Source organism: Hydrogenophaga sp. 2FB (assembly GCF_005503365.1).
GTDB lineage: Bacteria > Pseudomonadota > Gammaproteobacteria > Burkholderiales > Burkholderiaceae_C > Hydrogenophaga.
This window is the reverse complement of sequence record NZ_SCML01000002.1, coordinates 65,536-90,372: the sequence shown is the minus strand read 5'-3', so window position 1 is coordinate 90,372 and position 24,837 is coordinate 65,536. Positions and strand designations below refer to the sequence as shown.

The following is a 24,837-nucleotide window of genomic DNA, read 5'->3' as shown; positions in this document are numbered from 1 at the left end:
CGGTGTCTTTAGCCAGCGCTGCGCTGAAGTGATTTCTCGATCGATCCCATGTCGTCGGCCGCTCGGTTGAGGATCTTCGAGATATCCGCTGCCATGGACATCAACGCGTCTGGCCACCCTTCTCGCGGCTGCAGGAGGGGCTGACCATCGCCCTGACCGTTGCCAGGCTTGCGCGGCTCTTCGAGGGTTCGGATCAGCTGCTCGAAGAAGCCTGTCACCATGGCATGGACCTCCATCTGAACCAGTGCGGACCTATGCATGTCGGCGGTACTGCTTCGAGGTTGCGTAGCAGCATGCCTGGTCAACTGCGGTTCAATGCCGGCAATGAGTTGATCAACCGGCTCTTTCACGGCCTCGCGCCATGCGTGCTCCGACTCGCGGCGTTGCATCGGGTTGGCGTCGCGCAGTGCCTGCATCAGTCTGCTCACCAGCCTCAAGGCGCCGGGACTCGTGAGGTTGCGCAGCCAGCCATTGCCTTTGGCGTAACGAACGATCTGCGCGAGCTCGATAACCGGAGGCGTGGTTGCACCTTGTCCGTCCGTTTTCCAGCGCCACCAGGCCTTGCGCATGGCCGCCACCGCCCGGGGGGATTCTCGAGGCCCTGCCGTGGCCACCGCGAGCAGCTCGAGCATCTGGGTGATGTCGCCTCTCAGTGGCGTGCCATCTTGTGCGAAAGCGTTTTGCTCGATCTCTTCAAGAATCTCCACCATCTCAGGCCGATGCTCAGCCAGCCACGTCGTCGTTCGTCCCATTCGCTTCACCAGGTGCTATTGATCGATACAAGGTACCGCATGGCAAGCGAGCATGCAAACGCCGAATCTACTTGTCCTGCCTATTTGTCCTCTCAGTACATAGCCATGGGCAACCCATAGGCCCCTCTTCAGACCCTCGTGCAGACGTGGGCCAGGAACACCACCCCCGGAAACACCCGATCGCCCCCGCTGCGCCTATCCCTCTTCCAGCCCGACATGATCTGCATCTCCCTGGGGAACTCGTACTTGGCCACAAAGTGGGCGCGAGCAAAGCTCTTCACGTTCCCGCCCAATGTCAAAGCACCCTCGTTGAAGTCCTTCAGCCCCGCCTGCAGGGCCTTCTCGGCCTTCTCCTCTGGAGAGACGTTCGCAGCCACACGGACCTTCTGGCTCACACGCACCATGAGCAGCCCAATGGAGATCGGGTGACGGAATCTGACCTTGTCCTCCCTCATCAATGCCAGGCGCCGCTGGGATTGCTCGACGACACTCTTCCAGCGTTTCTCGAGCGCCACCACCTCCGCAGCTGAGGTGATCGACTCGACGCTGACCTGCTTGTTTTCCAGGGCGATCTCTCGCTCACCGTAGGTCACCATGAAGTCGACCTCACCTGCCAACGGGAACTCAGGCCTGAAGACGGGACAAAAACCGGAGAGCGCGGCCGAGAACAGCCCGGAGATCTGCGCCTCGTTTTCCAGCAGCGGTGAGTGGCATGCACTCTGAGGATTCCGAAGCCCCGCCTGGCGCGCCTTGCTCAGGTGGTCATTGAGGAAGTAGCGGTAGTTCGCCGCGGCCACGTCGACCAGGAGTCGCTCGAGGAAGTGCTGCACGCTCCCGTAAACCGGATTCCTGGCGCTGGCCAGGTTCATTTCCTTGATGATCGTCAGCACGCCTTGCCTCTCCATTGTTGTGAAGTGGCAATTCTGGACGATGAACTCATCACCCGAGCCAGTGACATGAGATCAGGTCGGCCAGTCTGGATGCTTCCCCGTGCAGACCTTGGCGCCATCATCGATCGGTTGGTCGACTTCCTCTTCCGCCTCTTCTTCGACGTCCCCTTCGGTCCACGATTCATCATCAAGATCACGCGACTCATCTCTCACAGGCAGAGGAATCAATGACGGGTCCCGTGGGGGCCGACTGTTATGGGGCGACAGCTGCGGCCTCACCTGTCTGTGGACCCTCAGGATGAGCTGCTCCGCGAGAGACATGTAGATCTCCGCCTCACCAGCTCTCGCATCACACCCGGGTGCGTCTTCATGGGCGACGCCAGGCACTTCCTCTTCTGAGGAAGCATCACCAGTTTCGACATCAGGCACGGCGGCCATCGATCCCGTTGCGGCATGGCCGGGCTCGAGGCCGTCAGTGGGCGTCGCAGAAGCATTTCCTTTGCCGCCGCGCTCCCATGACATCATGAATCTCGGCTGCAGTATGAGCATCGTTCTCGCAACCTTCAGCAGGGGTGACTTGACCGCCAAGTTGGTGCGATCAAGCAACATGTTGATGGTTCTGAGATCTGTGCCATGGCGTATTGCCCACCACCTGGCCAGCGGCCCGAGGTTCTCCACGAATGTCCGCGCGAGAGGGAACCGGGATGGGTCAAGCACCCCAACGCCCATGAGAATGCCGGGCTCGTAGAGGCCTTCGATGTCGACCACCAGCCCCAGTTCGTAGGCAATCCTCCAGGGCACGGTGCCAGGCTCTTGGAGTCGGGCTCCATGTAGAACGCTGTGAACCATGGAAGAAGGGAAGCCATGGGCACGAGACCAATCTTCCAGCGTGATGCCAGCAAGCTCGAAGTGCTCCAGGACCTCCTTGCAACGGTCTGCGTATCGAACTGGCATCATGGCGCGATCACTCGGCTCACCGCTTGGAAGCCTGGTGCTCCGCCAGGATGCCCTTCAAACTCAAGTCCCGGCCGCGGCCGAACACCGTCCACACACCCTTGGGTCGCCTGGCGCCCTGCTCCGTCTCATCCAGCAGCCCCAAATCCTCAAGGCGCTCGGCCAGGTGCATCTCTTGGTGGATTCCATTGATCACCGCGTAGCGGTAGATGGCGCCGGCTTCGTTTTTGATGGCGATGACCGCATCGCTGGACCCCCCAAGCTTGCGCTTGGCCGCCGCCAGGGCTTTAATGATGTCGGAGTCTTTTTCGTGCGGCGGCACACCCACTACAAGACCGGTTTTGGGCATCGTTTTCTCCATCTGATGAATCGAAGTCATGTCGAGTGCTGCGCACACCACACGCGGGCTGTCAATGTAAATCGAGATCCGTAGGAAGTGGATGGTCGGCCAAGAGGACCTGCGCAAAATGGATTGCTCGGCCTCGGGCTTTTTCCGACCATTGAGACCATTCAAGCCGGCCAGAATTCACGCCATCACAAACAGGCATTCTCAAACGAACAGCCCGAACTTCTGGTGCCCAGCGCTTGTCTGCGACGATGCCGCTGAGCCATGCGTTCAACTTCTCACTGCGGTTGAAAACTTGCAGGATGGCGGATGTCTTTTCTCTGAGGTTTTCTGACCACGTTGGCCCCCCAAATGGATCGCTCTTGTCGTGGAGCATGGATTCAAGCACGTAGTAGACGATCTGGCTGTCGTGAAAGCAAGCCGAAACGATGTCAGCCAGGCCAGCCTCGTCTCCTAGCACAACAAGCGCAGTTCCTGCTGCCAGCATTCGCGAGGCCGATTCCTTGCCCCTGATCTTTTGAATGGCAGCGCGGGTCTTGGGTGAGTCACCCTTTACAACTGCCTGGAGAACCAACTGCTGCTCGCGAATTCCCAATCCAACATCGGGGCAAATTCGCATGAGCTTGTTGGCCCGTCTCAGCGCATCCTCCCATGAATCACCGGCTTCCAACCCTATGCACATGCGCTCGGCCAGCATCGCAATGTAATCTCTGTTTTCATCTTCGAGATACGGGATCTTTCCTCGAAATCCCGCCGGCACCAATTTGTCAGCCGCCTTCGTCGCTCTGATGATCACTTGCTCAGAATACCCATCCGGTAGGAGATCTTCTCCAAGGTCTGGGAACCATCTGAGCAGCTCGACCACATTCAGGGCGCACATCAGCATGCTGTTGCAAGTTTCGAACATGCCCAAGTTGTCGAAAAAAATCTTGCGGTGCTCTTCCGTAAGCTCTGAATCCTTGTCAGGGTAGTGAAGAGGAGACGGGAGGCGTCGTGAGACATGAACACCCTCCTCCGTCAGTTCAAAGCGACCATATGACGATGCCTTGGAAAGATCTCCAAAAACAACGAATTTCATCAACGCCCGACCGACCTCTACCTCCTCGCTGTGCACAGCTTGCCAGTCGTCCTGCCCGATCCACGATCTGGCCATGCCGTCAAGCAATGCGGGCTGAGAATACGGAATGTGCTGCGCCAGGCGTGCGCAAAACTCTTGCAAGAAGTCAATGTCGAAGGGGCCAGGTACGAGAGCTTCTTCGATGCCGAAGCCAGTGTCATCGAAGTCCTCCGTGGCTTGGGCAAGTCTGAACAGCGGAACCAGTGCTTCGACTGCTCCGAAACGGGATCGAACAGCCTCATCAAAGTAGATGAGACCATCGTCGATCAGTCCTCGCAAACCACGGATGGTTTCCTGAAGTGCATGGGTGTTGTGAAACCCCAAGGCCTTGGCCATCGACTCCTGAAGCTTCATCAGCTTCGGCGTCGAGTCTTCCTTGGGTAGCTCGCGCTGCAGTGTTTTGGCGCGCGACTTGAACACTTGCTCAAGCGCGTCGAGTGCATTGGTGCCGGAATCAGTAAGGCTTGCGCGCAAATCACTGCGGGCGCGATTCAAGAATGAATCTGAAGACATGGGAACTCCATCGGCAGCATTGGAGAACAGCTCACATGTTCAGCGCCACCATGGGGTTTCCAAGGGGGTGTTTGAGGTTCGAAAGGCGCCACCTTTTGCCGATGTGAGCAGCACTCAGGGGATGGAGTGCGGCTAGTTTAGTTCTCAATTTTCCCGCTGTCTACAAGGCTCTCGCTGGCAATCACTATCGCCTGGGTAGGGAGCATCATGGGGAAATATGGTGTAGGCGATATACTTTCCGCATATCAAAGTTCCCACTACACCAGGCGCACCGATGACCATTTTCCCCTTGGCAGCCCATTCCCAGCAGAAGCTCAACGCTCACCTGCAGGAGTGCGACGACTTCCTGAATGCCACGATTTCCCCCGAGAACAAGCCCAATGCCGATGAGTTGCGCGCAGCCCTCGCACCCCTCCCGTATGCGGACAAGGTTCGCCTTCATCGCGATCTCCTTGCGCAGTACACCAGGGACGCCTTTGAGAACGCAACGCGAGACGAACCCGAGATGGCCAATCTCAAGGCGATGGGGAAACTTCTAGTTTTTATCGCCGAGGGCATCCCGTTTGGTGATGAGCGCAATATCGGGGACTTCGACGAAGACCCAGAGTTCATTCGCCTGATCGGCCCCAAGTTTCAGGATTCCAGCGACGCCTTGATGGCGGAACTGATGAGCGCCAAGTATCTGAGACTTCCACTCTTCTCAAGTCATCCTGGAAATGTGGGCGAGGGTTACGTCTTCCTCTTGCAAGCCTACGTGATGGCCGGATACAACAGCGGGCGTTTCAACGGTCAACAGACCGCCCCTGGAGCCATGATTGCCCTTCCCCACGAGAGCGTGGAATCAATGCTTCATGGCGGCAACACGCTGGGGCTGCTGGCCATCGTCCGCGCCGGTGCCGATGTCATCACGGGCTTCCCAGGTGGCATCATGAACGAACTGCCCAAGAAGCCACTCAGCAAACTGGATCCCACGGTCCTGCAGACGATTGTCGAGACCCTGAAGGCACGAGTTGACAGCGCGAATGCCTCCCAGGCGGTGGACGCCGAAGCTTCTCAAGAGGCACCAAAAAATCGGCCCTCGATGCGGCGCTGATCAGTCCTCGCGGTGCTGCCCCAAAGGCCGCCGCTGCCGCGACGTTTCAAGCTGGAGAAAAGGTGTGCCGGCTGATTCCTGACTGGGTGAAGAGACGATCTTCATGCGCGTTGTTTCGCCCCAGCAGCCTCGCGCAGACATCCCACGCTGCACGCCTGGTCGAATGAATGCCAGTACATGAATTCACCGATATTTCCCATGAAGTCATCGCCCTCGGCAATGAGGTGCGCAGGTGAGCATCGATGGAAAGTTAGAGCGGCCGCATCTCCTGTGAATTGATTGGCGCCGGCTTTTCCAGTGCAGGAGCACAATGGGCCAGCATCTGTCACCGAACGAATTGCCCAGTTCTGTAAGGAGACCCGTCGTGCCCAAGCTCGATCGACCTGATGAAATCCAGAGTCCTGGCGAGTCCTCTTGCCAGAAAATGGTCGCGAACATGCCAGGCGCCCTGCTCCAGTACGCCGTGGGCCCAGACGGCAAGTTCGAGTGCCGATGGCGAAGCCCCGGGTGCCTGGAGCTCTGGGAGGTTCATGCTGACGCCTTCGAGAACGACGCATGCGCGCTCTGGGACACCATGGAGCCGAAGGACATCCAGCTCATGCGGGCGGCGCTGAAGACGGCTGCGAACACCGTCTCCGACTGGACTCAGGAATGGCGAATCACCACGCCGTCGGGAAAGCTGAAATGGCTCCGCGGCGTTGGCCGCCCTCAAATCGAAGCTGAGGGCTGGATGGTGTGGAACACCGTGGTGGTGGACGTCTCGGACAGCAGGCGCGCCAATGAGAGCATGCGAGATAGCGAGGCACGTTTTCGCCAGCTGCTCTCGTACGTGCCCAACGTCTCGGTGCAGGGCTACGGAATTGACATGACCACCCGGTACTGGAACCACGCATCCGAGCTCCTGTACGGTTTCACCGCCGAAGAGGCGATCGGCAAAAACCTCCTCGACCTGATCATCCCCCCCGAACTGCGCGAGGGCGTGGCCAAAGCGGTCGACGTGATGATCGAGTCCGGTTCGCCCATTCCGCCGGCCGACCTGTCGCTGCTGCGCAAAGATGGCACGACGGTTGACGTATTTTCCAGTCACGCCTACCTCGACATCCCTGGCCGCGATCCCGAGTTCTACTGCATCGACTTCGATCTGACCGAGCGCCGCGAATCCGAGGCCATGCGAGACCTGCTCCAGTCTCAGTTGCGCGAGTCGCAGAAGATGGAAGCGCTGGGCACCTTGGCCGGCGGCGTGGCCCATGACTTCAACAACATCGTGGCCGCCATCATCGGCAACGTGAAGCTGGCCATGGACGATGTACCGGTGGACAGCCCGGTCTACGTCTGCCTGACGGAGATCCACAAGGCCAGCAGGCGCGCGCGAGACCTGGTCCAGCAGATCCTTGCCTTCGGCCGGCGCCAGCGCCTGGCGCGCAACGTGATCGCCATGCCTCCGGTCGTAGTCGACTCCGTCCAATTGCTGCGCGCTACGCTGCCCGCGGGACTGGAGCTGCGAACCCAGGTGGGCGACAACATCCCACCGGTGCTGGCTGATGGCTCGCAGATCTCACAGGTGCTCCTGAACCTGTGCACGAATGCCTGGCATGCGATTCAGGCAGCCGGCCTGGCTGCAGGTCAGGGTCTCGTGGAAGTCCAACTGGATGCTCATCACGGCAAGCTACCGTCCTCAGACCATGAGACATGGGTAAGGCTGATCGTGCGCGATAACGGGCATGGCATGGATGAGGCCACTCAAAAGCGCATGTTCGAGCCCTTCTTCACCACCAAGGCCCCAGGCAAGGGGACGGGCCTGGGCATGTCTGTGGTGCACGGCATCCTGCGAGACCACGATGCCATCATGAAGATTGAAAGTGCACCAGGCCTGGGCACCACGTTCACGATCTACTTTCCCGCGGCCATTGGCGATTCGAAGCCTGTCGTTGGCAACGGGGTGGATTCACCGGCTTCACATGGTCAGGGGAAAGTGGCCGCCAAGAAGAACATCCACATCCTCTACGTCGATGACGATGAGATCATCACCTCGCTGATGGAGCGCCTGCTGCGGCGTGAGGGCTATGAAGTCACGGGGTTCGCTGACGCGTTTTCAGCTCTGGAGGCCGTACGCGATGACTCGATGTCCTTCGACCTGGCCATCACCGACTACAACATGCCCGGCATGTCCGGACTGGACTTCGTGCGTGACGCTCGAGCGCAAAGGCCTGGCCTGCCCGTGGCCATCACCTCCGGGTACATCTCGGATGATCTGCGGGCCCAGGCGCCTGCGTTGGGTGTCACCGAGCTGATCTACAAGCCCAACTCCGTCGAGGAGCTGGTCGCTGCCGTGCACCGCCTGGCGCAGGAGGTCATCGAGAACGCACAGAAGAGTGGATAAGAGGTCGTTTCCGCCCGTTATTCGGTTCCGTCACACGCCATGAGGTCACCGATCTGTCATGGGCACCACCTATAATTGCGATGCGCCCGCCGGTCCTGACGGGTGAGAAGTATCGGGACGCCAATTTCGAAAGCCGCCAGTGAATGCTGTGCGGCTTTTTTGTTGCCTGATCGCCGGATCTGCCGCATCGTCGTGCACACCAACCCACGCTTCAAGATACGGCTTATGTGATATCCTTTATGCATACCAATCTGTTTTTAGGAGCTCGAAGTGAAGTATTCGTTGAAGTCCCTCATCGCTTGCGCTGCCGTTTGTGCTGCACCCATGGTGTTCGCTGGAGAGTTCTACGCCCACGTTTACGGCGGTCGGTCGGCTGAAGGTGCAAATCTCATCAAGGGAGTCGTCACGGACAAATTCACTGACCATTTCCCTGCGGCGAAGTGGAAAATTGTGATTCTCTCTTCTGCATACATGACATCGAGCGGCGGGCTTGCCCACGCCTCTGTGGGCATCTCGCCGAAGGGACCGAAGTCGGACGTCCCCCGCCGATTTTTCAGTGCCTATGCCACCAAGTCTGACAACGCCTCGCTGACTCCAGCACAACTCTCAGAGCTTGAGCGCCTCGCCATTCGAAACGCCACCACGGAAATGATGGTCGCCTGCGAAAACGAGGCCAAGTGCGACGTGTACAAGCCGTACTGATCAAGGCCCCAATCGAGGAAAGCCGCCAGGATTGCTGAGCGGCTTTTTTGTTGCCGCTCATGTCGGTGACATTTACTGGACCTTTGCTTAACCAATCACCATGAAACGCATCGTCATCTCCAACCGCTCCGGCAACACCGGCAAGTCCACGCTGGCCAAGCACTGGCTCAAGCCTCGTATGGGTGCAGGTACTTTTTGCGTGGCGATCGAAGGGCGCAACTCGACACCACTGGCCTACGCGGACGAGACGATCAGGCATTCCGGCAACAGCCTCTACGACACGCTCGAACCCATTCTGATTCGATGCAGGGCGAGTGACACACCTCTCTTGATCGACGTCGGCTCTTCGTGTGAAGCCAGAGTCACTGACTTCCTGTTACCTGTTCATAGCTTCATTGATCTGTTCGTGGTTCCATCGATGCCGGACGTGAAGCAGATCCACGACACGTGGGTGCATGTCTCGCATCTTCTCGATCAAGGTGTACCCGCGAAGAAGATCGTAGTGGTCCGCAACGGCGTTGAATATGACCCCGAGTGCGACGTTGGTGCATACGAAATCCTGGAGAAGGGTGCGTCTGATCTGGGTTACAGCGTGCTCAGCAGACCCATCCACTGGGATGTCTTTTTCCGATACCTGTATGGGCGCGCAGAAACCACTGGCGAAATGGCAAGGCTTCCGTTCCTGACAGTGCCTGGCAAACCCGCCGTGTCAGAAGATGAAGCCTACGATCGGAAGTCCGCCATCGAATTCGAGACGATGTTCGATCGGGCCTATGCCGGTCTGCAGAATCTGGTCAAAGCTCAAGCTTGAGGAATCTCCGGCCGGCGCCATCACGCAGATCGTTGCAGCCGTTCTATCGACCTCGATCATGCAAGCTTCCATCACTCCCGAGCCAGACACCATCACTAAGGTAGACCTCGTCATCTGAATCGTCCACTGCCAACACTGAGTAGATATCCCTCATATCGTTGACAGTCTTTGGCTCTGCTGGATTGTACGAGTCGAAGATTCTAAAGAAGTCTTCGACCAGTTCGTTCATTTCTGCGTTCGTTTCAGATTCAGATCCGGGCTCAAACTTCGCGTTGCAAATCCAAATATAAGACCTGCCAACGGTGTCAGTCATTTGTGATGACGTATTGCCACGTTCATGCCTAAGCAAGACAGCAGATGCAACGAGCTTAGACTTGTCGCTGCAAACCCAATAGCTGCCATCGTCTTCGCTTGCAGTAGCGGTCACAAGATCATCGCTGTCCCCTTGCTTGATCATTCTCAGATAAACAGTTTTACCTCGCGTGATGATGCGGCTACCTTCAGGCAGCCCTCGCTTGCGGGACGGATGAAGTTGAAACTCTTGGCGCATAAATGATCCTCTGAACATGGTTTTCAGACGCGAAGTCTAGCCATTCTCTATAGGCTCGACTTCTGCTCTTTCAGAACCTTCCCTGATGGGTTCGTTTCCCATTGTTTCTCTCAATGCGATATTGGTAGCATCGTGGTCACGCAGATCATGTTTTGGAGGCAACCATGGACGGCCCAGATGAGGATTTCGAAGCGAAGAGGATGCGCTTGCTGCGAGAAGAGATTGCACGTCGCCCTTCGCCACCGAAGCAGTCGCAGAACTTCCTCTGGGGTTTCATTGCGCTGGCACTGTGCGCGGTATTCGTCTACATCAGCGCGAAGAACGATGACGGCTCGAGTCGCGCTGCCGGCAGTGAGCCCCTGACACCAGCCGCACGCAAAGAAGCCGAAAAGTGGGAGACCGTGAAGAAGGTCCGTGATCAGCTTGATGCGATGCAGCCCGAGATCGATAAGCAGCGCGAGGAAAGCATGCGGGCCGCCAAAGCGCGCCAAGAGTTGGAGGAGATGCTCCAGCGCAAGCCTGGATCCGGCCAGTAGAACCAGGTGCCAGGCGCACGTCCATGGCCAGGCCCGTCTATCTCATGCCGCCAGACAACCGCCCGACCATGCGCACCTTCGAATACCCCGCGGCCGTGATGGCGTCAGCGATCGCTTTCCTGGCTTCAGGATCAACGGCGGCGCGCAATGCATCCAGCGCCTCAACCGGGGTCCCGCGGCCCCAGGCAACTTCGACGTCCTGAGGCACCGCGGCCAGGTAGAGCAGCGTGTTGGACAGCAGCTGCACGGCCCTGATCAGGATGGTCTCTTTGGAGCTGAGGTCCTCGATCCCCGCACGAACGCTCACAGGCTTGCCATGCTGCCTGGCGAGCATCGCCTCCATTTCGGCGATCTTGGCCAGGTTGGCCCGGTTCACGAACATGATCTGGTCGATCGAGCTCACAACTGCCTGGGCCACAGGCATCGACTTGTCGGACAGGATGACGGGCACGCCGATCATTGGCTCTCCCATGCGCAGCGTCCTGAATCCCTGCTGGCCGAAGCCAGAAGGCGCCAGGTTGATGATCATCCTGTCGCCGGCGTGGTGGACGAAAGCCCCCTCGATGGCCATGCCGCCGTCGTGAAGCCCCGCGTCGGCGCCAAAGTGCACGTAGAAGCTTCCGCAGGGAAACACCAGGTCACCGCAGGTGGTCGCTGCGCCGGCGCCGTGAACCAGTGACTGGGTGAGCGTTTTCGCGATGTCGTAGATGACCTTGCCACCGCTCAGGTAGAAGCCAAAGATCTGGATGTTCACCATCTCACTCTGCGCCGGGCCCGGACCATTCGGCCCAACGCCAACAGCCTTTTCAATTTTTGGCATCAGGGACTGCTGCATGAACTGCAGGCGCGCGGCCTCCCCTCGCTTGTCCGCCTCCATGAAGGCTGCGCCGAGCTCACGCGAAAAAGGGCGTGACGCCTCGTAGCGGATGGGTGCGTAGGGGCTTTTGGTGTTGGCGGGCAATTGCATGCGGTCTCCTCGGGAAAGCGTTCAGCTCAGTTGCAGCCGGTCAACATCTTCGCCGCTTTCGGACCGAAATGACGCCCCGCTCGAATCACCTGGTGATGGACAGGCGCCACCAGGCGGGCGGTGGACTCAGCAGCCCCATGCCAAGCGCAACCACTGGGTGAAGGTGACCATTTATGGGACGGTGGCCACCATACGTCTCACTGCTGCCCGGCGGGCTTGGCGCAAGGAAAGATGTGCATGAGACCGTTCAGGTACATCATCTCCAAAGGAGCTTTCCCCGTGAACTCTGGCTGCATCTTCGCCGCGGCCGCCAGGACGGCGCTCGCAGTGTTTGTGTTGACCCGCTCTGTGGGCGGCATGCAGAAAAGCTGCTTGCCCGTTTCGTCCTTCATCGCATAGTGCGTCGCCATGACGCCTCCGATCATCCCGAGCAGGTAGTTCTTCATCTCCTTGGTGTCTTTCATGGGCTCGTACATGTCGTACGTCAGCTGCGCCCAGGTGGGCGTCGCCATCAGAGCGGAGCAAAGGACAAGGGCTTTTGGGTTCATCGATCAAGGGGCCTGGTGGGGTTCAAGGGTAGTTTTGCCGTCGACAAAACATGAAGCTGGAGCGCGCCGGCCTTCAGAAGAGGCATCGCACACATTCCCTCGAGGATACCTTCCAACCACGACATCCATGAGACAGGCGGTCTCGGTTCTGCATATTTAAGGATTCATTTTCCCGGTGTTTCGTATAAAATACGATGCATGCCCACCTTCACAAAGGTCGATTCCGAAGATGCCGGGCTCCTGCTGGACCTGGGCGCCCGACTTCGCCTGGCGCGTAAGCGCAGAGGCCTGAGCGCAGAGAAGGTGGCGCTGGCCGCCGGCATCACTCGAGTCACCCTGAATCGCCTCGAGGTGGGCGCGCCTGAAGCCGCCACCCTGGGCACCCTCACCAAGGTGCTCGGCGCACTGGGTCTGTCGGCTGATCTCATGCTTTTGGCACGTGATGACAAGGTTGGTCATCGTCTGCGCGACACCCAGTTGCTGGAGCCGAAGAAAACACGCTTGCCTTCGCTGATCTCGCTCCAGGACCTCCCTCACCTGCGCGAGGCGGCCGCCTGGCACATCAGGAATCCCGATGCAGCGCTCACCCCCGCCGAGGTCTACGAGCTCTACGAGCGGAACTGGCGTCACATCGAGCCCGGAAAAATCGTTGGCAAGGAAGCCAAGCTCCTCAAGCAGCTGACCAAGACCATCGGCAAAGGCGTCCTCCTTGTTTGAACGAGACCACCACAATCGAATCGCCGCCCTCCTGAGGAGCCTGGACGCGACCATGCTCCTGATGAATCGCTGCTTCTTCGGTGGCGGCACTGCGATCGCTCTGTCACATGGCGAATACCGAGAGGCGATCGTCATCGATCTCATCTGCTCGTCGGTCGACGGCTACCGCGAAGTCCGCCAGTCGGTGAACGTCCTCGACCAGGCCTGGCTCTTCAAGCAACCGGTGCAGCTCGTGCGGGTGCCGCGAGTCGATCAGTACGGCATCCGGCTGGCCGCCGCGGTCGACCAGGTCCCGGTGAAAATTGAAATCGTCTTCGAAGGACGAATCGACCTCAAGGATCCGCTTCCCGAGGACGTGATCGAGGGCGTTTGGTCCCTCACCCAGGAAGACCTGGTCGCCACCAAGCTCATGGCCAACGCAGACAGGTATGCCGATGAAAGCGTGATGAGCCGAGACCTGATCGACCTCGCCATGCTTTCGCCAGATGGCCGCCTGGTCGGCGCCGGCGTCGCGAAGGCTCGACGTGCTTACGGGGCAAGCATCGACAAGGCGTTCATCAAAGGGCGGGAGCTGCTGCTCCACCGCGAGGGCCACCTGGTCAAGTGCATGAACGCCATGCAGATGACGATGGTGCCGGATGTCCTGCGCGAGAAAATCTTGAGCCTTCACCTGGACCCCTTTGACCAAAGGCAGAAGCCAGAGAAGGCATTGAGGCCAGCGAAGCCGGTGAAGCCCCGATAACGCAACCAGGCTGACTGGCGCCTCGGTCAGCCGTCAGCAGGCGCGTCCTTGATGAGCCCCAAGAGGCGAACAAAGTTGCCCTGCTCGTCGTCACTTTTCCAGCGATTGACGAAGCGCGCGACAACTTGGAGGTTCTCGGGCTCGTAGTGCTTGTCGGAGTCAATGCGATCCAGAGATGGCGCCCGCTCAGGATCGCTGCCGGTTATGTCCAGCCATACGCCTGAGAGAGCGCAACGCTCAGACTTCCACAGCAGGTCCAGATGGGCCCGCAGCTCCTCAGCTGATGCGAACCTCACCTGCTTGTCCTTGGCAACGCTGGTCCGTTCCAGGCCGGACTGATCTCGAGCTGAAAATGCCATCGCGACCATGTGAGCAATCGCCCGGGCCCGTTGCTCTTCAGGATCCACAGGTAGGAGCTGCACTTCCGCAAGCTCGGCCGCGGCCGCCGGCACCGGTGCCGACACACTCCACGGCGCCTTGGAAGGCGATTTCAGCATCTCGTCCATGAGGCGCCGCAGGAAGGTCTGCGCCTCCGCAAGCTTCAAGCCAATCCGAAAGACTTCCCCTTTGTAGGGCCCTTTGTGCGGGGCGTGTTCGCGGTGGCTGAGTTCGCCGCGCACCGATTCGAGCCATTTCATCGCCGGGCCGGCCAAGCCCTCAGGAGCAATACGCGCAGGCGCAACAGCAATCTCGACGTCGTTGTCCACGTTGTGAACGTTCCTGAACAAGGAAATCGCCCAGTCGCCTCTGTTGTTGAGGATCTCAACCCCCTTCACCAGCCGAGGATCCTTTTCACTGCCAGGATTCCTCCGGAACCTGGTGTACCCGGGCCGAAGCAGTTCAACGACGACCTTTTCGAGCTGTTGCTCACTGATCTCCATGAATTCTCTCCACTTGACTGGTCACTTGTTCGATCGGCCGCGTCACAGCGCCAGGGGGTCGGGAATCCTCGGCCTAGATGACTCAAAAAATTTGCAGTAGCACAGGAAAATTTTCAGTTTCTCCCATATCCCGCATTTTTTCTAAAGTCCAAGGCGCGGCCAGGCATAGGCGCAAATGTGGTCAATGACCAGGTCGCCCCTTGCGCTCGCGCAGGTGATTGAACATGAGCCTGTTCATTTGAGCCCCAGTCACCAAGCCTCGCTCTCGAAGCGCAACGAGCGTCTGCCCCACCTGGTCAAGCCTGATTTCGTCACCGGACAACCTGCTGACCGCCTCCGCGAACTCATCGAGCTTCGTCCGAGTCGCATGCACGCCATGGCGCCGAGCAAAGTCGATCACGAAACGCCCTACGTCAGCTACCGGCAGCACCTCGGGGAGCTCTGGCGCATTCGCCGCGGCCGCTGAAAGCTTCAGCGCTGCGATCACCTTGGCGAAAATCCGTCTGTTTCGAGCCACCTGGTCATGTTCCAGGTCGACCAGGCGGCGCCAGGCAGCTGCGTGCACTTCGGTTTCCTGGGCAATGGGTGTGAAATCGTGACCAGCAACCCCAAGGAACATGAAGTCATGGTGCCAATGGCTGAGTTCACCTTTGCTCGGTCTCGCAGGGATAGCGTGGGTATCGATGTCCAGCAGATGCATCCCCAGCCCCGGAATCACCTGCAGGTCCCGCAGCCCCGTTTCTTCAGCGACTTCGCGCCAGGCTGACTCGTGAAGGGTTGCACAGTCTTTCTCGTGGTGGCCACCTGCAGGGATCCAGATGTCGTACGTCTTGTGGTGGATGAGCAGTGCGCGCGACATCGCTTGGTTTAGCACCAGGACGCTCGAGGTGCAGTGGCCAGCCATGTTCTGGCGATCGAGAAGGTTTCCCGGCTCCGCGTCGGCGGCTTCGAGCTGCTCGAGCAGCTGCCTGAGGGCGGCCCGCTCCTCGGGGAAGCGCAGCAGATACTCTGCAACCACTGACTTCAGTGATTCCTTGCCTGAGTGCGCCGGTGCCGTGCTCATTACCGGCGGCGTCGAGCTGCTTGAGCAGAAGCCTGATGTGGCGCGGTCATCAAGGAGTCGTGTCAATCAACGTTGACCTGCAGGTGTCGGGCACGGGTACTTGGCCATGATTCCCCCCATATACAGGTTTTCAATGGGCAGGATCCTCGAATTTGGAGACCGCTTGACCTCCGCGTCGAGGATCTCTCCAACGAAGTCCGATCCAATTCGCACGTCATCCGGGATGCAGAACAGTTTCTGGCCGGTTCTGTTGAACATCACCCCGTTGGCGGCCATCACCCCCCAGGCGAGACCATATAGCTGTCCGGTCATGGCGGGGCCGTTCTTATGCGCCACATACGTGTCATAAGTAATATTGGCCGCCCAGCCTGGCGTGGTGAGAAGAGATGCGCACAGTAGGACTGGTTTCAGGTTCATGAGAACGTAGTGAAAAAAGGTTTAGAGGTTGGCGGAGGTAACGAGCCATCAGGCTGTGTGCCACCGAAAGCAGATTCACGCTCGGAGGTGACTGCCAGCAGTGAAATCACGAAGCTTCTCTGAGAGCATATCCCGCAGCCGGGGCAAGCTTGTGACCCACCCTCGATCGAAGGCTTCGTCAAAGCTCACCGTCGTTTCCGGGTTGTTGGAGAAATACTCCTCGGCTGCAGCCTTGAGCCGGGCCGACTCTTGAGGCAGCCGACTGCGCAGAACGGATCCAGCGAATCGGGCCAGATTTGCATCGGCTGCACTTTGCACCGTGCCTTTGCGACCAAGTGCCAGGTCGAAGCAGAGATTCAGCATCTGCGCTTCGCCGGCTCTCGATGTAGTCATGGCGTCCTGACTGTTTTCAGGCCAGGCGCCGAGCGCGCGGGATGTACCGACGCGCCGGCAGTGGCGCCGGAGACACCAAGGTGGCGGAGGCCTCGCCGACGGCCGCCCCTGCCTCACTCACATCGGCCGGACCCGAAGCCCCGTCATTCGCACTCAGGGTGCCAGCCTCACGAGCCGCGGGAGCAACTGGCGCCATCGCAGGTGCAGCCACTGCCGAAACTCCATCCGACGCTGCCGCCGCCAAGGCCACCGTTTCAGCCAGCCCCCTACGGACCAGAACCCTCTTCTCCCCAGCTTGATCAGGATTTTGGCCCGGGGCGACAGCCCCGTCCCCATCACCACCTCGAGCAGAAGCCACCTGGTCTCCCGCCGCAGCGCCCCCTTGAGCACCTGATCCTTCGACCCGAACCTGATCCCGGCTCTGGGCCTGAGCATCGGCCAGATTCTTGGCCTTCGCCTCAAGAGCACCCTTCACATCAAAGTCAGGCGTGGCCACCGTGATCTTGACCGGGTCCTGGCTCGGGTTCAGCGCCAGCTTTTCCTGGCGCATCCGCGCCACCCGCACCAGCTCCTGCTGTGTCTTGATTTCCTCGTTTTCGGCCAGGATCTCATCGAGCCCCGGATTCAGGCTCTCCGGAACGTGGTCGATCAGCAGCTGCAGCGTCGACTCACCACGGAAGTTGTTCACCTGGGGCTTGAAGGCGATCGAGATCTTCTCCGGCACGCATTCGGCCAAATCGCCCAGGCCAAAGCCCAGCACCGTTGCCGTCTGCCCATGGAGAGCGCCATCGAGCTTCAGGTGGTTCTTGAGCTCGCCAATGAGCTTCACACCGGTCACATCGATCTCGTTGACGAAAACCGGCTCTTCAAAGCCCTGGCCCCACACCTCCATGGAGAGCATGCGGACGTCCTCGACCGTGAAGGCCTCCGCCGGGAACTCACCATCGTGGCGCAGCCGCTTGATCAGAAGCTCGGGCGCGATCTCATCCCGGCAGACGCGCTCCAGCGCTTCCTTGAATTCGTCCAGCCGCGCCCGGTCAATGGTCATCCCCGCAGCCATGGCGTGGCCACCGAACTTCTTCAGGATGCCAGGGTGCTCGATGTTGATGCGGTCCAGCGCATGCTTCAGGTGGAAGCCCGGGATGGAACGGCCAGACCCCTTGATATCCCCATCCGAGGCGTCGCACATCACGATGGTCGGACGGTGACGGTCTTCCTTGATGCGGCCGGCCACGATGCCCACGACGCCTTCATGCCACTCGGGGTCGTACGCCAGGATCGAAAACAGGGTCTCTCCCGCCTCCCCAGCATCTGACAGGTCAGCCTTCACCTGGAGCACGGCCTCATCCACGATGTCCATCTGGATGTCCTTGCGCTCCTCATTGGTCTTGTCCAGGCGCTTGGCCAGCGTCTGGGCTTCGACCTCATCCAGGGTGGTCAGAAGCTCAATGCCCGCTTTCATGTGATCAAGTCGGCCGGCGGCGTTGATGCGGGGTCCGATGCCGAAGCCAATGTCCGACGTCGAAAGCGTACCGATGAACTTGTTGGCGACCCGCGTCAGCGCGAGAACACCAGGTGCACAGTGGCCGCGGCGAATCATGTTCAGGCCGGCGCGAACCATGTTCCGGTTGTTCCGATCCAGCTTCACGACGTCAGCCACCGTTCCAATGGCGACGTAGCTCAGCAACTCATCAGGGTCAAAGCCCGGGTCCATGTCCCGGTTCACGAGCTCCTGCACCATCGCCTTGGCGACGTACCAGGCAACACCGCACCCGGCAATGTCCTTGGACGGGAAGTCGCAACCCGGCTGGTTCGGATTCACGATGAGCTTGGCATCGGGCAAAACCTCCGGCGCCAAGTGGTGGTCGGTCACCAGAACTTCGATGCCCAGTTCATTGGCCCGGGCGACGCCACCAGTCGATGAGATGCCGTTGTCCACCGTGATGATGACGTCGGGCTTGATCTCCAGCGCAGCCGCCTCCTCCACGATCGCAGGCGTTAGCCCGTAGCCGTGGATCGCCCGGTCGGGCACAAGGTAGTCGTAGTTCATGCCGCTGGCGCCGAACGCCATGCACAGCACCGCGCAAGCAGTAGCACCGTCACAGTCGTAGTCGGAAATGATCAGCACACGCTTGCGCTGAACAACGCAATCGGCCAAGTAATTGGCCATCGCCGTCACGTTTTTCATCGACGATGCCGGAAGCAGGCTTTCGATTCCACCCATCGCATCCGACGGCGTAGAAACTCCACGGGCCGCATAAAGCTTGGCAATCAATGGGTTCATGCCTGCACCCTTCAGGCGCTCTACATGACGGTCGTTGAAGGGACGCTGCTCAAGCGCGATTTCGGTTTTCATCGGGGCTCCAAGATTCTGCATATAGCATATCTTATGAACAGTGGTTTCGCAACACCCAATGATGTGGCGTCAGGGCAATTCGGAGAAGCAAAAGGAACCGGAAACTCTCAGTCGGCGCCGTTAACCAACGGGGTCAAACAATGGGCGTGGTTCCGGGGCTTTACGGTGCATCAGCGGGCCTCGAAAAGTTGTCCGCAATCCCCTGTATGTTGATTGAGGCCGGGGCTTTAAACGGGCAATCACAGGCCCCAATGGAAGGGCGCCAGTGGCAATAAATTTGACCCAAACACTCCGGGCTTCGGCGCCCGGGCAGAGCGCTCCGCGCCGGTCGCGGGACATGCACCGCCACCAAGAAGAGGGCCGGCGCCGCAGAGTCGGAGATAGCACACCAGACCAAGGCGCCACCACCGACCCGGCCTCACGCGCTCACCCGAGACCCTCCACCACCCAGACCGCACCATCTCTCGGTGCCAAGAAAATCTGCACCACCAGGTACTACTTCGACCGGAGGTTGGTGTGGGCGTTGAAAAAATCCGTGGAACCGGGCTGGAGCCCTATTTTTCGATATCTTTAAAGTGCCTCTCTGTCAACCAAAAAAGGTGTCCGGTTCCGGCAAAAAAAAGTTGTACCCACGTTACAACTACCCCAAGGTTGTCAACCCACCCTCAGGCGTTACCAGTCTACGTAGACATCCAGCGATCCTTTTTTTCGGTCAGTTCAACGACGGCCGCTTGCGAAATGCAGACTCTCAACATCGGCAGTCTGAGTACCAAAATATTGATTTCCATGAATAAATTCGAGACGGTTTCATTTTCACCAGGGACTGATGTGCTTTCGAGGCAATTGTCAACCAACATGCAGTCCAATGACATTGACTTTTTTGGCGATACCTTTTATCTGCCATGCTGTCAACTTTAAGACCACGAGTGGTCCCAACTTGGTCCCAACTTGGTCCCAACTTGGCGCCAACTTGGAACCATGTTGGGACCATGACTGAATTCATCGTCCACAGAGGTCAGCGTGGCGCCAACTTGGGACCAAGTTGGGACCAAGTTGGTCCCAACTTGGTCCCGCCGAAGTTTTTGAGGGGTACAGGATTAATTCCAGCGCCAGACTGCCAGGCCGAGACCGTCGCTAGTCCCATGTTGGGCCCAAGTTGGGCCCAACTTGGCACCAAGATGGGCGGACATGCCATCAGCACTAGGTCCTTGATTGATCTGCGTATGACGCAAACGTGATCCCAGGTGAAGCAGCAAAGCCAGCAAGAGCGGCGACATCCGCCGGCCACCTACTCGTTGGCTCATTGTCTAATGGAGCACGCTGCGATTCAACGCGATTACTGACTCGCTTTGCGACGTACCAATGTCTGCCAATATTTAGCTGCAATTATCACGTGAAACCCAAACTCAAGGACGGAGGGTTGGCTCAATGGGCTCTTGATGCTCCGGTGCACCTAAGGAATCATTGAACTTCATTGGAGCTTCAACTCATCCGAGCGATACCACTACGGATGCAAGTTCAATACGATATTGAAATTGCCAAGAGGCTCAGAGAATTTCAGGCAAGAAAGTCAAGACCGCAGAAACACCTTTCGCGGGCAAATATGCGAACATTTTTCCAGAATATTGGAAAACTCCCTGGTAAAGCGTGAATAACTAATGAGCGCTTTGAGTGTAAGGATGGGCCCTTGATTAAATCTTGGGCCAGACTTGCCAATTGCAATTTTTTGATTGGTGATATGCGTGCCAGATCGTTGGCAAATCGGCAAGTACATGGACTAATCAACGAAAAACATTCAGCCACAGATCCCAGCCGCAAGAGGATGGAGGCGAAGTGGATGCAGGCCATGGCGCATGCCAGGCGAACATCAAGAGCCCGAGAAGAATATTTCAAGGCCAAAACAGCGAAAAAATGGGCGTAATTATGTTTACGCTTTCATGCGTTTAGACCCAGAAACGAGCGCCAGGCAAGCGTCAACTTCGATTTTTGGCTCTCAAGTCGTGCAATCGAAACAATTCTTTCGGCGGCAAAAATGCGCTTCAAACAACAAATTGCACGACTCATGGGCGTATTCCGGGGGTGTCGACGCCGCAGGGGTTACAGACACTGCTTTTGCAGATGGCGGGCACCGAAGCACCGTTGTCCGCACCGCTCTACGGCAGTGGGCTGCGCCTGCGCGAGGCGCTAGGCCTGCTATGCCTCACCCTTCAGTCAGTAGAAGGAAGGCGCAGATCCGCGATAAGTGGCACTGCCCCGTCGAGCTGGAAGGACAAACGGTCGGCCGGTCGTTGGCTGGCTGCACAAGGAGCCAGCAGGGTAAAGGCGGCGCGATACACGAACATCAGCGCCGCCGAGACGGTCGACGCGCCGGGCAAGAACGTGCGCGCAACGGCGGGGCTGAACCGCGGCATCCTGGATGCGGCACGGGGCGAGTTCACGAGCCAGATCACCTACAAGGTGCAGTTGCGCGGTGGCCAGGTGATTCTGGTCAACCCGGCGTACACAAGCCGCACGCACCGCATCCGTGGCCACGAGGCTGCTGAGAACAGAAAGACCCAGGCGGTCTTCACCGGCGTGGCCAGCGGTCACACAGAGGACGAGGAACGTTCATGCCGCGAAGAACATTCTGGCCACGCGGCACGCGGTCTGGCTCAAAGCAGAAATTCAGCGAGCCGCCTGTGGAGGAGAGGTCAGTCGTGCAGCGCCCAAGCGTCAAGCTCGGGCGAGGTGCGCAGCTCCAGCGAAGCAGGAAGCCACCGAAGCAACGGCCCTGGTATGAGGTTGTCTCACACGGGATCCACAGCAGTAGGAATCCTCGGTCTTCAGGCCGGGGAGGATGTCAAGATCCTGGCAAGCTGCAGGCTGGGATGAGGATCAAACAGCGGACTGGATCGCGTAAATGAAGCGACGTAAGTGAGAGGTCCGATCGCGAGGCCCGCACCCTGGTTTCGTGAGCCGGCGCAGATCGACTGCAAAAACTCACAGCTGGTTTGGAGAAAGCCCAAGATCTCGATCAAAACTGGCGGCTGGACGGCGGCATCTACTCTGCATCGCATCGCAGGACGCACCGGCCTTGGCCAGAGACTCAGCTCTCAGCTATAAAGGAGGCGTCGATTGCCACATATCTGGAGACTGTAGATGGGACTTTTTGACAGCTTGATTGGCGCTGCGAAGGGTGCAGCCGGAGAGAATTTCTCCAGGCTTGTCCACGGCGTAATTATGTCTGGACGCAACAAGAATAAGGGTGGCCACGATCACCGAACGAACAGTGGCGATAACCGAACGCCAGCGCAAAAGGCCGGCGACGAAAGCCGAAGGCGGCCCAAGTAAGGCGTTCCGCACCCCGGAGGCTTCAACTCGAGCTGATGACAAGCTCATAGGTCCGCTGGCAGATCGGGATCTGACACAGAGCCCGGAACTAAAGAATTCTTTCGCTTTCGGTGGACACCGGGTCAAAACGAGCGCCACGCCGGCGTTAAGTCCGCTTTTCGAGTGGCTTTGCGCCAAAACTAAAGAATCCTTACGCTTTGCATGGAGCCGATTTCACTGCGAGAAGACCGCCAGAATCACTTGATTTCATGCTGCACCGGCATGAACTGAGGTTGACACCCTGGTTGGGCTCATGTCATCAAGGCTACGCAACGAGGGCACGACGCCAAGCTAGATGCGCCAATTCGAGATCGATGACATAGCCAAGGCGGCCGCTGGAGATGCAAGCGCACAACTTCGCGTCCAGCGGCGCAAGGACATCCTCAATCTCATCTCGCAACAGCGCAAGGACGCTCAACAGCGCGCCACCCCGTCTTGGGCAAACCAAAAGGCCATCGACGAGATTTACGCGCAAGCACGCGAGATTACGGCCTCAACGGGCACATTGCACGTGGTCGACCATGTAGTGCCACTTCAGGGGCGCAAGGTTTGCGGTCTGCACGTTGAGCACAACCTGAGAGTGATGACCAAGGCCGGCAATTCCAGCAAGGGCGCCAAGTTCGACGACTGGGGCAGCGCATCGCGCAACTCGAAGTAGGCGTGGAAGTTCCTGCTGGCGATTGACAAGCCCCGCGCCAGTTGCATCAACGCGCACTGGCAACACAAAGGTTCCGCCGTCGATTTGTCCGCCCCACGGGAGAGCGACGACAACTTGGTTATTCTTGTATATGATATCCTTTTCACATACTTATCGAGGCCACGAGTCATGTCTCAAGTGTCCAAGGATCCCTCCACGTGTCTCTCTGAGCTCCGCCAGTCTGGGCTTCAGCTCTGCCTGCTTCTGGAGAGGAAGTCTGATCTTGACGCCGCTGAGCGAAATGCGCTCTTCGAAACGATCGGTCAGATCAGCTACATCTCTGACGGAATTTCTTTGGCCATGTGTGTTTCCGGCCCCATGGATATTCCCGACTTCACGGCTCTCATCGAAAACGCAGACAAGCTCAACTCCATGGTGGGTAGCCTGCTTGCCGAAGAAGTGGCAGTTCACTGAGAACAGCTGGAGTCGAAATGAATCCACGCATCAAAGAGCTTTCCGAACATGCCCGGGCAACCGCGGCTATGGCTTCACCGCCAGGCCTGGGGGCGCATTCAGCGACCGCCATCGGCCGCGCATTGTCCAAGGCACTCTCCGATCAGTTCTCAATCATCCGCTCGGAACCACCGGTGCAAACTGCTGAAGCTGTGCGACAGCGACTCTACGCCGCATGGGACAACGCAACAAGTGATGTGCGAAACGAAGTGCCTTCAATCGCCACTCGCAAGAGTGTTCGTCCCAACTGATCGATAGGATCCACATGCGTGCTGTTTTTTCCCTCCTGCAGACCCAGGCACTGAAAACCAGTTTTCTTACCGAATCCATGGCTGCTAGCGTACGTGAAGATGTGCGCACGAACTGGCTCAAGGAGAGAGCCAGCCACCTCGGCTCCGAAATCAAAACTCACCAGGACTTGGCGGGGAAGAATTTGAAGCTCGCATCCGTGGGACTTGTTTCCGCAACGGGTGTTCTTCTTGCCGGCGGCCCCCATGAACTTGGGATTGCAGCCTTCCTTGCTGGATCAGCGTCAAGCGGTGCCGCCATCTTTCACCTGGCCACTGCGAAATTCGCGGAGATTCGACAATCTCTGGGAAACGGCATGAGTCATGGTCGCCCCCTGACTCAAGAAGAGCGTATTGTTCTTACGGAGGACGCGCGCAAGTTGACCATGGGCGTGTGGGATGACTCCATGAAAGAGTTGCGAGCACAAATGTTTGCAGCTCACGCCACCCCAAAGTCCGCAAAGTCCAAGCCGTGACGACTCAAATCGGCGGCCATCTGACGAAGGGCCCAAAACCCGTATTCGTGTTTGGCAGCAACCTCGCGGGCCGGCACGGTAAAGGTGCTGCAAAAGATGCGCGGCTCTTCTATGGTGCCATCTATGGAAAAGGGGTGGGGATGCATGGCAACAGCTACGCCATCCCAACCAAGGATGAGCAGCTCAATGTTCTCCAGCTTTCTGAGATCGCGGTACACGTTACCGACTTCCTGGATTTTGCTCGACGAAATCCACAACTTCAGTTCAATGTGACCAAGGTGGGCTGCGGACTGGCAGGTTACTTGCCGGAGCAGATTGGCCCCATGTTCACTGGCGCCCCTGACAACTGTTGCCTACCGCCTGAGTTCGAATCCGCCATCACCTCGATGCCACTCGCTCACACGAGCGCACCTGCCCCAATCCCCGCGACACCATCGCAACGCAGAAACATCCTCAGAACAAGGTAACACCATGGCCACGCAGAAATTCATCGAACTCCGAGAAGCACCAGGTCGCATGTCTCTTGCGGAAAGCAACATGAGGTATGAAGTCCTCCTGAATGGAAAGCACTTCGACGAGCTTTACTTCAACATCAGGGGATACGTCGGAGCTCTGCCAACACCTGAAGGGAAGCGCCTTGTTTTGCCAGAGTCCAGCATCACGAAATTTCGCGGTGAAATCGCGAAACTCAACCGTGAGTTTTCTGCCGCCGAAGCCAAGGCAGGCCACGCTCAGGTCGCCACTCCCTCCGCGCATTCGAATCCACGTCCAAGCCCGTTTCAGAACTAACTAGCTGATCACAGCTTCCGCAAAAAAGCCGGCTGAAG

27 protein-coding genes are annotated in these 24,837 nt (G+C 58.5%); 14 read left to right on the top strand and 13 right to left on the bottom strand.

Annotation, left to right across the window (positions count from 1 at the left end; all coding sequences use genetic code 11):
* Positions 1-8: 8 nt before the first annotated feature.
* From FFS09_RS01440 to FFS09_RS01420, 5 genes are all read right to left on the bottom strand, one after another.
* Positions 9-752: a hypothetical protein gene (locus FFS09_RS01440; protein ID WP_137917087.1), complete on the bottom strand. Its 744-nt coding sequence runs from the start codon at positions 750-752 to the stop codon at positions 9-11.
* Between the two features lie 128 nt (positions 753-880).
* Positions 881-1,642 (bottom strand): hypothetical protein, encoded by a 762-nt coding sequence (locus FFS09_RS01435; protein ID WP_137917086.1) that lies wholly within the window; start codon positions 1,640-1,642, stop codon positions 881-883.
* 72 nt (positions 1,643-1,714) lie between these two features.
* Positions 1,715-2,491: a hypothetical protein gene (locus FFS09_RS01430; RefSeq protein ID WP_171019820.1), complete on the bottom strand. Its 777-nt coding sequence runs from the start codon at positions 2,489-2,491 to the stop codon at positions 1,715-1,717.
* 124 nt (positions 2,492-2,615) lie between these two features.
* Positions 2,616-2,975, bottom strand: coding sequence for a hypothetical protein (locus FFS09_RS01425; RefSeq protein ID WP_137917084.1), 360 nt, complete (start codon positions 2,973-2,975; stop codon positions 2,616-2,618).
* 31 nt (positions 2,976-3,006) lie between these two features.
* Complete coding sequence (locus FFS09_RS01420) at positions 3,007-4,572, bottom strand: hypothetical protein (protein ID WP_137917083.1); 1,566 nt, start codon at positions 4,570-4,572, stop codon at positions 3,007-3,009.
* A 274-nt stretch (positions 4,573-4,846) separates the two neighbouring features.
* Here FFS09_RS01420 and FFS09_RS01415 point away from each other — a divergent pair, with 274 nt between their 5' ends.
* The 4 genes from FFS09_RS01415 (at position 4,847) to FFS09_RS01400 (ending at position 9,558) form a co-directional block, all read left to right on the top strand.
* Positions 4,847-5,665, top strand: a complete 819-nt coding sequence (locus FFS09_RS01415) for a hypothetical protein (RefSeq protein WP_137917082.1) — start codon at positions 4,847-4,849, stop codon at positions 5,663-5,665.
* 364 nt (positions 5,666-6,029) lie between these two features.
* Positions 6,030-8,045 (top strand): hybrid sensor histidine kinase/response regulator, encoded by a 2,016-nt coding sequence (locus FFS09_RS01410; RefSeq protein ID WP_171019819.1) that lies wholly within the window; start codon positions 6,030-6,032, stop codon positions 8,043-8,045.
* Between the two features lie 270 nt (positions 8,046-8,315).
* Positions 8,316-8,747 carry a hypothetical protein gene (locus FFS09_RS01405; protein ID WP_137917080.1) on the top strand — a complete coding sequence of 144 codons (432 nt, stop codon included), beginning with the start codon at positions 8,316-8,318 and terminating at the stop codon, positions 8,745-8,747.
* 100 nt (positions 8,748-8,847) lie between these two features.
* On the top strand, positions 8,848-9,558 hold the full coding sequence (locus tag FFS09_RS01400; RefSeq protein ID WP_137917079.1) for a hypothetical protein: 711 nt from the start codon (positions 8,848-8,850) through the stop codon (positions 9,556-9,558).
* A gap of 43 nt (positions 9,559-9,601) precedes the next feature.
* On the opposite strand, the gene FFS09_RS01395 is transcribed toward FFS09_RS01400, so the two are convergent.
* Positions 9,602-10,108, bottom strand: a complete 507-nt coding sequence (locus FFS09_RS01395; RefSeq protein WP_137917078.1) for a hypothetical protein — start codon at positions 10,106-10,108, stop codon at positions 9,602-9,604.
* 164 nt (positions 10,109-10,272) lie between these two features.
* Between FFS09_RS01395 and FFS09_RS01390 the strand changes: the two genes are divergently transcribed.
* The gene (locus FFS09_RS01390; protein ID WP_137917077.1) at positions 10,273-10,644 is read left to right on the top strand and encodes a hypothetical protein; all 372 of its coding nucleotides are present in this window, start codon (positions 10,273-10,275) and stop codon (positions 10,642-10,644) included.
* Positions 10,645-10,681: 37 nt separating this feature from the next.
* Here FFS09_RS01390 and FFS09_RS01385 read toward each other — a convergent pair whose 3' ends face one another.
* Both FFS09_RS01385 and FFS09_RS01380 read right to left on the bottom strand, forming a co-directional pair.
* Positions 10,682-11,611, bottom strand: a complete 930-nt coding sequence (locus FFS09_RS01385) for an AcrVA2 family anti-CRISPR protein (RefSeq protein ID WP_137917076.1) — start codon at positions 11,609-11,611, stop codon at positions 10,682-10,684.
* Positions 11,612-11,808: 197 nt separating this feature from the next.
* The gene (locus tag FFS09_RS01380) at positions 11,809-12,159 is read right to left on the bottom strand and encodes a hypothetical protein (RefSeq protein WP_137917075.1); all 351 of its coding nucleotides are present in this window, start codon (positions 12,157-12,159) and stop codon (positions 11,809-11,811) included.
* Positions 12,160-12,357: 198 nt separating this feature from the next.
* On the opposite strand from FFS09_RS01380, the gene FFS09_RS01375 reads away from it, so the two are divergent.
* Both FFS09_RS01375 and FFS09_RS01370 read left to right on the top strand, forming a co-directional pair.
* Entirely contained in the window at positions 12,358-12,876 is a 519-nt protein-coding gene (locus FFS09_RS01375) for a helix-turn-helix domain-containing protein (protein WP_137917074.1), read from the top strand.
* A 52-nt stretch (positions 12,877-12,928) separates the two neighbouring features.
* A complete protein-coding gene (locus FFS09_RS01370; RefSeq protein WP_137917073.1) occupies positions 12,929-13,618 on the top strand; it encodes a nucleotidyl transferase AbiEii/AbiGii toxin family protein in 690 nt (229 codons plus the stop codon).
* Between the two features lie 26 nt (positions 13,619-13,644).
* Here the strand turns inward: FFS09_RS01370 and FFS09_RS01365 are convergent, their stop codons facing one another.
* The 5 genes from FFS09_RS01365 to recJ all read right to left on the bottom strand — a co-directional run bounded on the left by FFS09_RS01365 (position 13,645) and on the right by recJ (position 18,728).
* Entirely contained in the window at positions 13,645-14,499 is an 855-nt protein-coding gene (locus FFS09_RS01365; RefSeq protein WP_137917072.1) for a hypothetical protein, read from the bottom strand.
* A gap of 181 nt (positions 14,500-14,680) precedes the next feature.
* The gene (locus FFS09_RS01360; RefSeq protein ID WP_137917071.1) at positions 14,681-15,628 is read right to left on the bottom strand and encodes an NUDIX hydrolase; all 948 of its coding nucleotides are present in this window, start codon (positions 15,626-15,628) and stop codon (positions 14,681-14,683) included.
* Entirely contained in the window at positions 15,629-15,979 is a 351-nt protein-coding gene (locus FFS09_RS01355) for a Rap1a family protein (RefSeq protein WP_137917070.1), read from the bottom strand.
* A gap of 75 nt (positions 15,980-16,054) precedes the next feature.
* Entirely contained in the window at positions 16,055-16,372 is a 318-nt protein-coding gene (locus tag FFS09_RS01350) for a hypothetical protein (RefSeq protein WP_137917069.1), read from the bottom strand.
* Between the two features lie 16 nt (positions 16,373-16,388).
* On the bottom strand, positions 16,389-18,728 hold the full coding sequence (gene recJ / locus FFS09_RS01345) for a single-stranded-DNA-specific exonuclease RecJ (protein WP_171019815.1): 2,340 nt from the start codon (positions 18,726-18,728) through the stop codon (positions 16,389-16,391).
* Between the two features lie 1,986 nt (positions 18,729-20,714).
* Between recJ and FFS09_RS01340 the strand changes: the two genes are divergently transcribed.
* From FFS09_RS01340 to FFS09_RS01305, 7 genes are all read left to right on the top strand, one after another.
* Positions 20,715-21,599 (top strand): zinc ribbon domain-containing protein, encoded by an 885-nt coding sequence (locus tag FFS09_RS01340; protein ID WP_137917067.1) that lies wholly within the window; start codon positions 20,715-20,717, stop codon positions 21,597-21,599.
* Positions 21,600-22,392: 793 nt separating this feature from the next.
* Positions 22,393-22,755 (top strand): hypothetical protein, encoded by a 363-nt coding sequence (locus FFS09_RS01330; RefSeq protein ID WP_137917065.1) that lies wholly within the window; start codon positions 22,393-22,395, stop codon positions 22,753-22,755.
* 168 nt (positions 22,756-22,923) lie between these two features.
* Positions 22,924-23,208, top strand: a complete 285-nt coding sequence (locus FFS09_RS01325) for a hypothetical protein (RefSeq protein ID WP_137917064.1) — start codon at positions 22,924-22,926, stop codon at positions 23,206-23,208.
* Between the two features lie 17 nt (positions 23,209-23,225).
* Entirely contained in the window at positions 23,226-23,498 is a 273-nt protein-coding gene (locus tag FFS09_RS01320; protein ID WP_137917063.1) for a hypothetical protein, read from the top strand.
* Between the two features lie 14 nt (positions 23,499-23,512).
* Positions 23,513-24,010, top strand: coding sequence for a hypothetical protein (locus FFS09_RS01315; protein ID WP_137917062.1), 498 nt, complete (start codon positions 23,513-23,515; stop codon positions 24,008-24,010).
* Positions 24,007-24,477, top strand: coding sequence for an A1S_2505 family phage non-structural protein (locus FFS09_RS01310; RefSeq protein WP_212745032.1), 471 nt, complete (start codon positions 24,007-24,009; stop codon positions 24,475-24,477). Before FFS09_RS01315 ends, FFS09_RS01310 begins: the two co-directional genes overlap by 4 nt.
* 4 nt (positions 24,478-24,481) lie before the next feature.
* Complete coding sequence (locus FFS09_RS01305; protein WP_137917061.1) at positions 24,482-24,799, top strand: hypothetical protein; 318 nt, start codon at positions 24,482-24,484, stop codon at positions 24,797-24,799.
* The last annotated feature ends 38 nt before the right edge of the window (positions 24,800-24,837 follow it).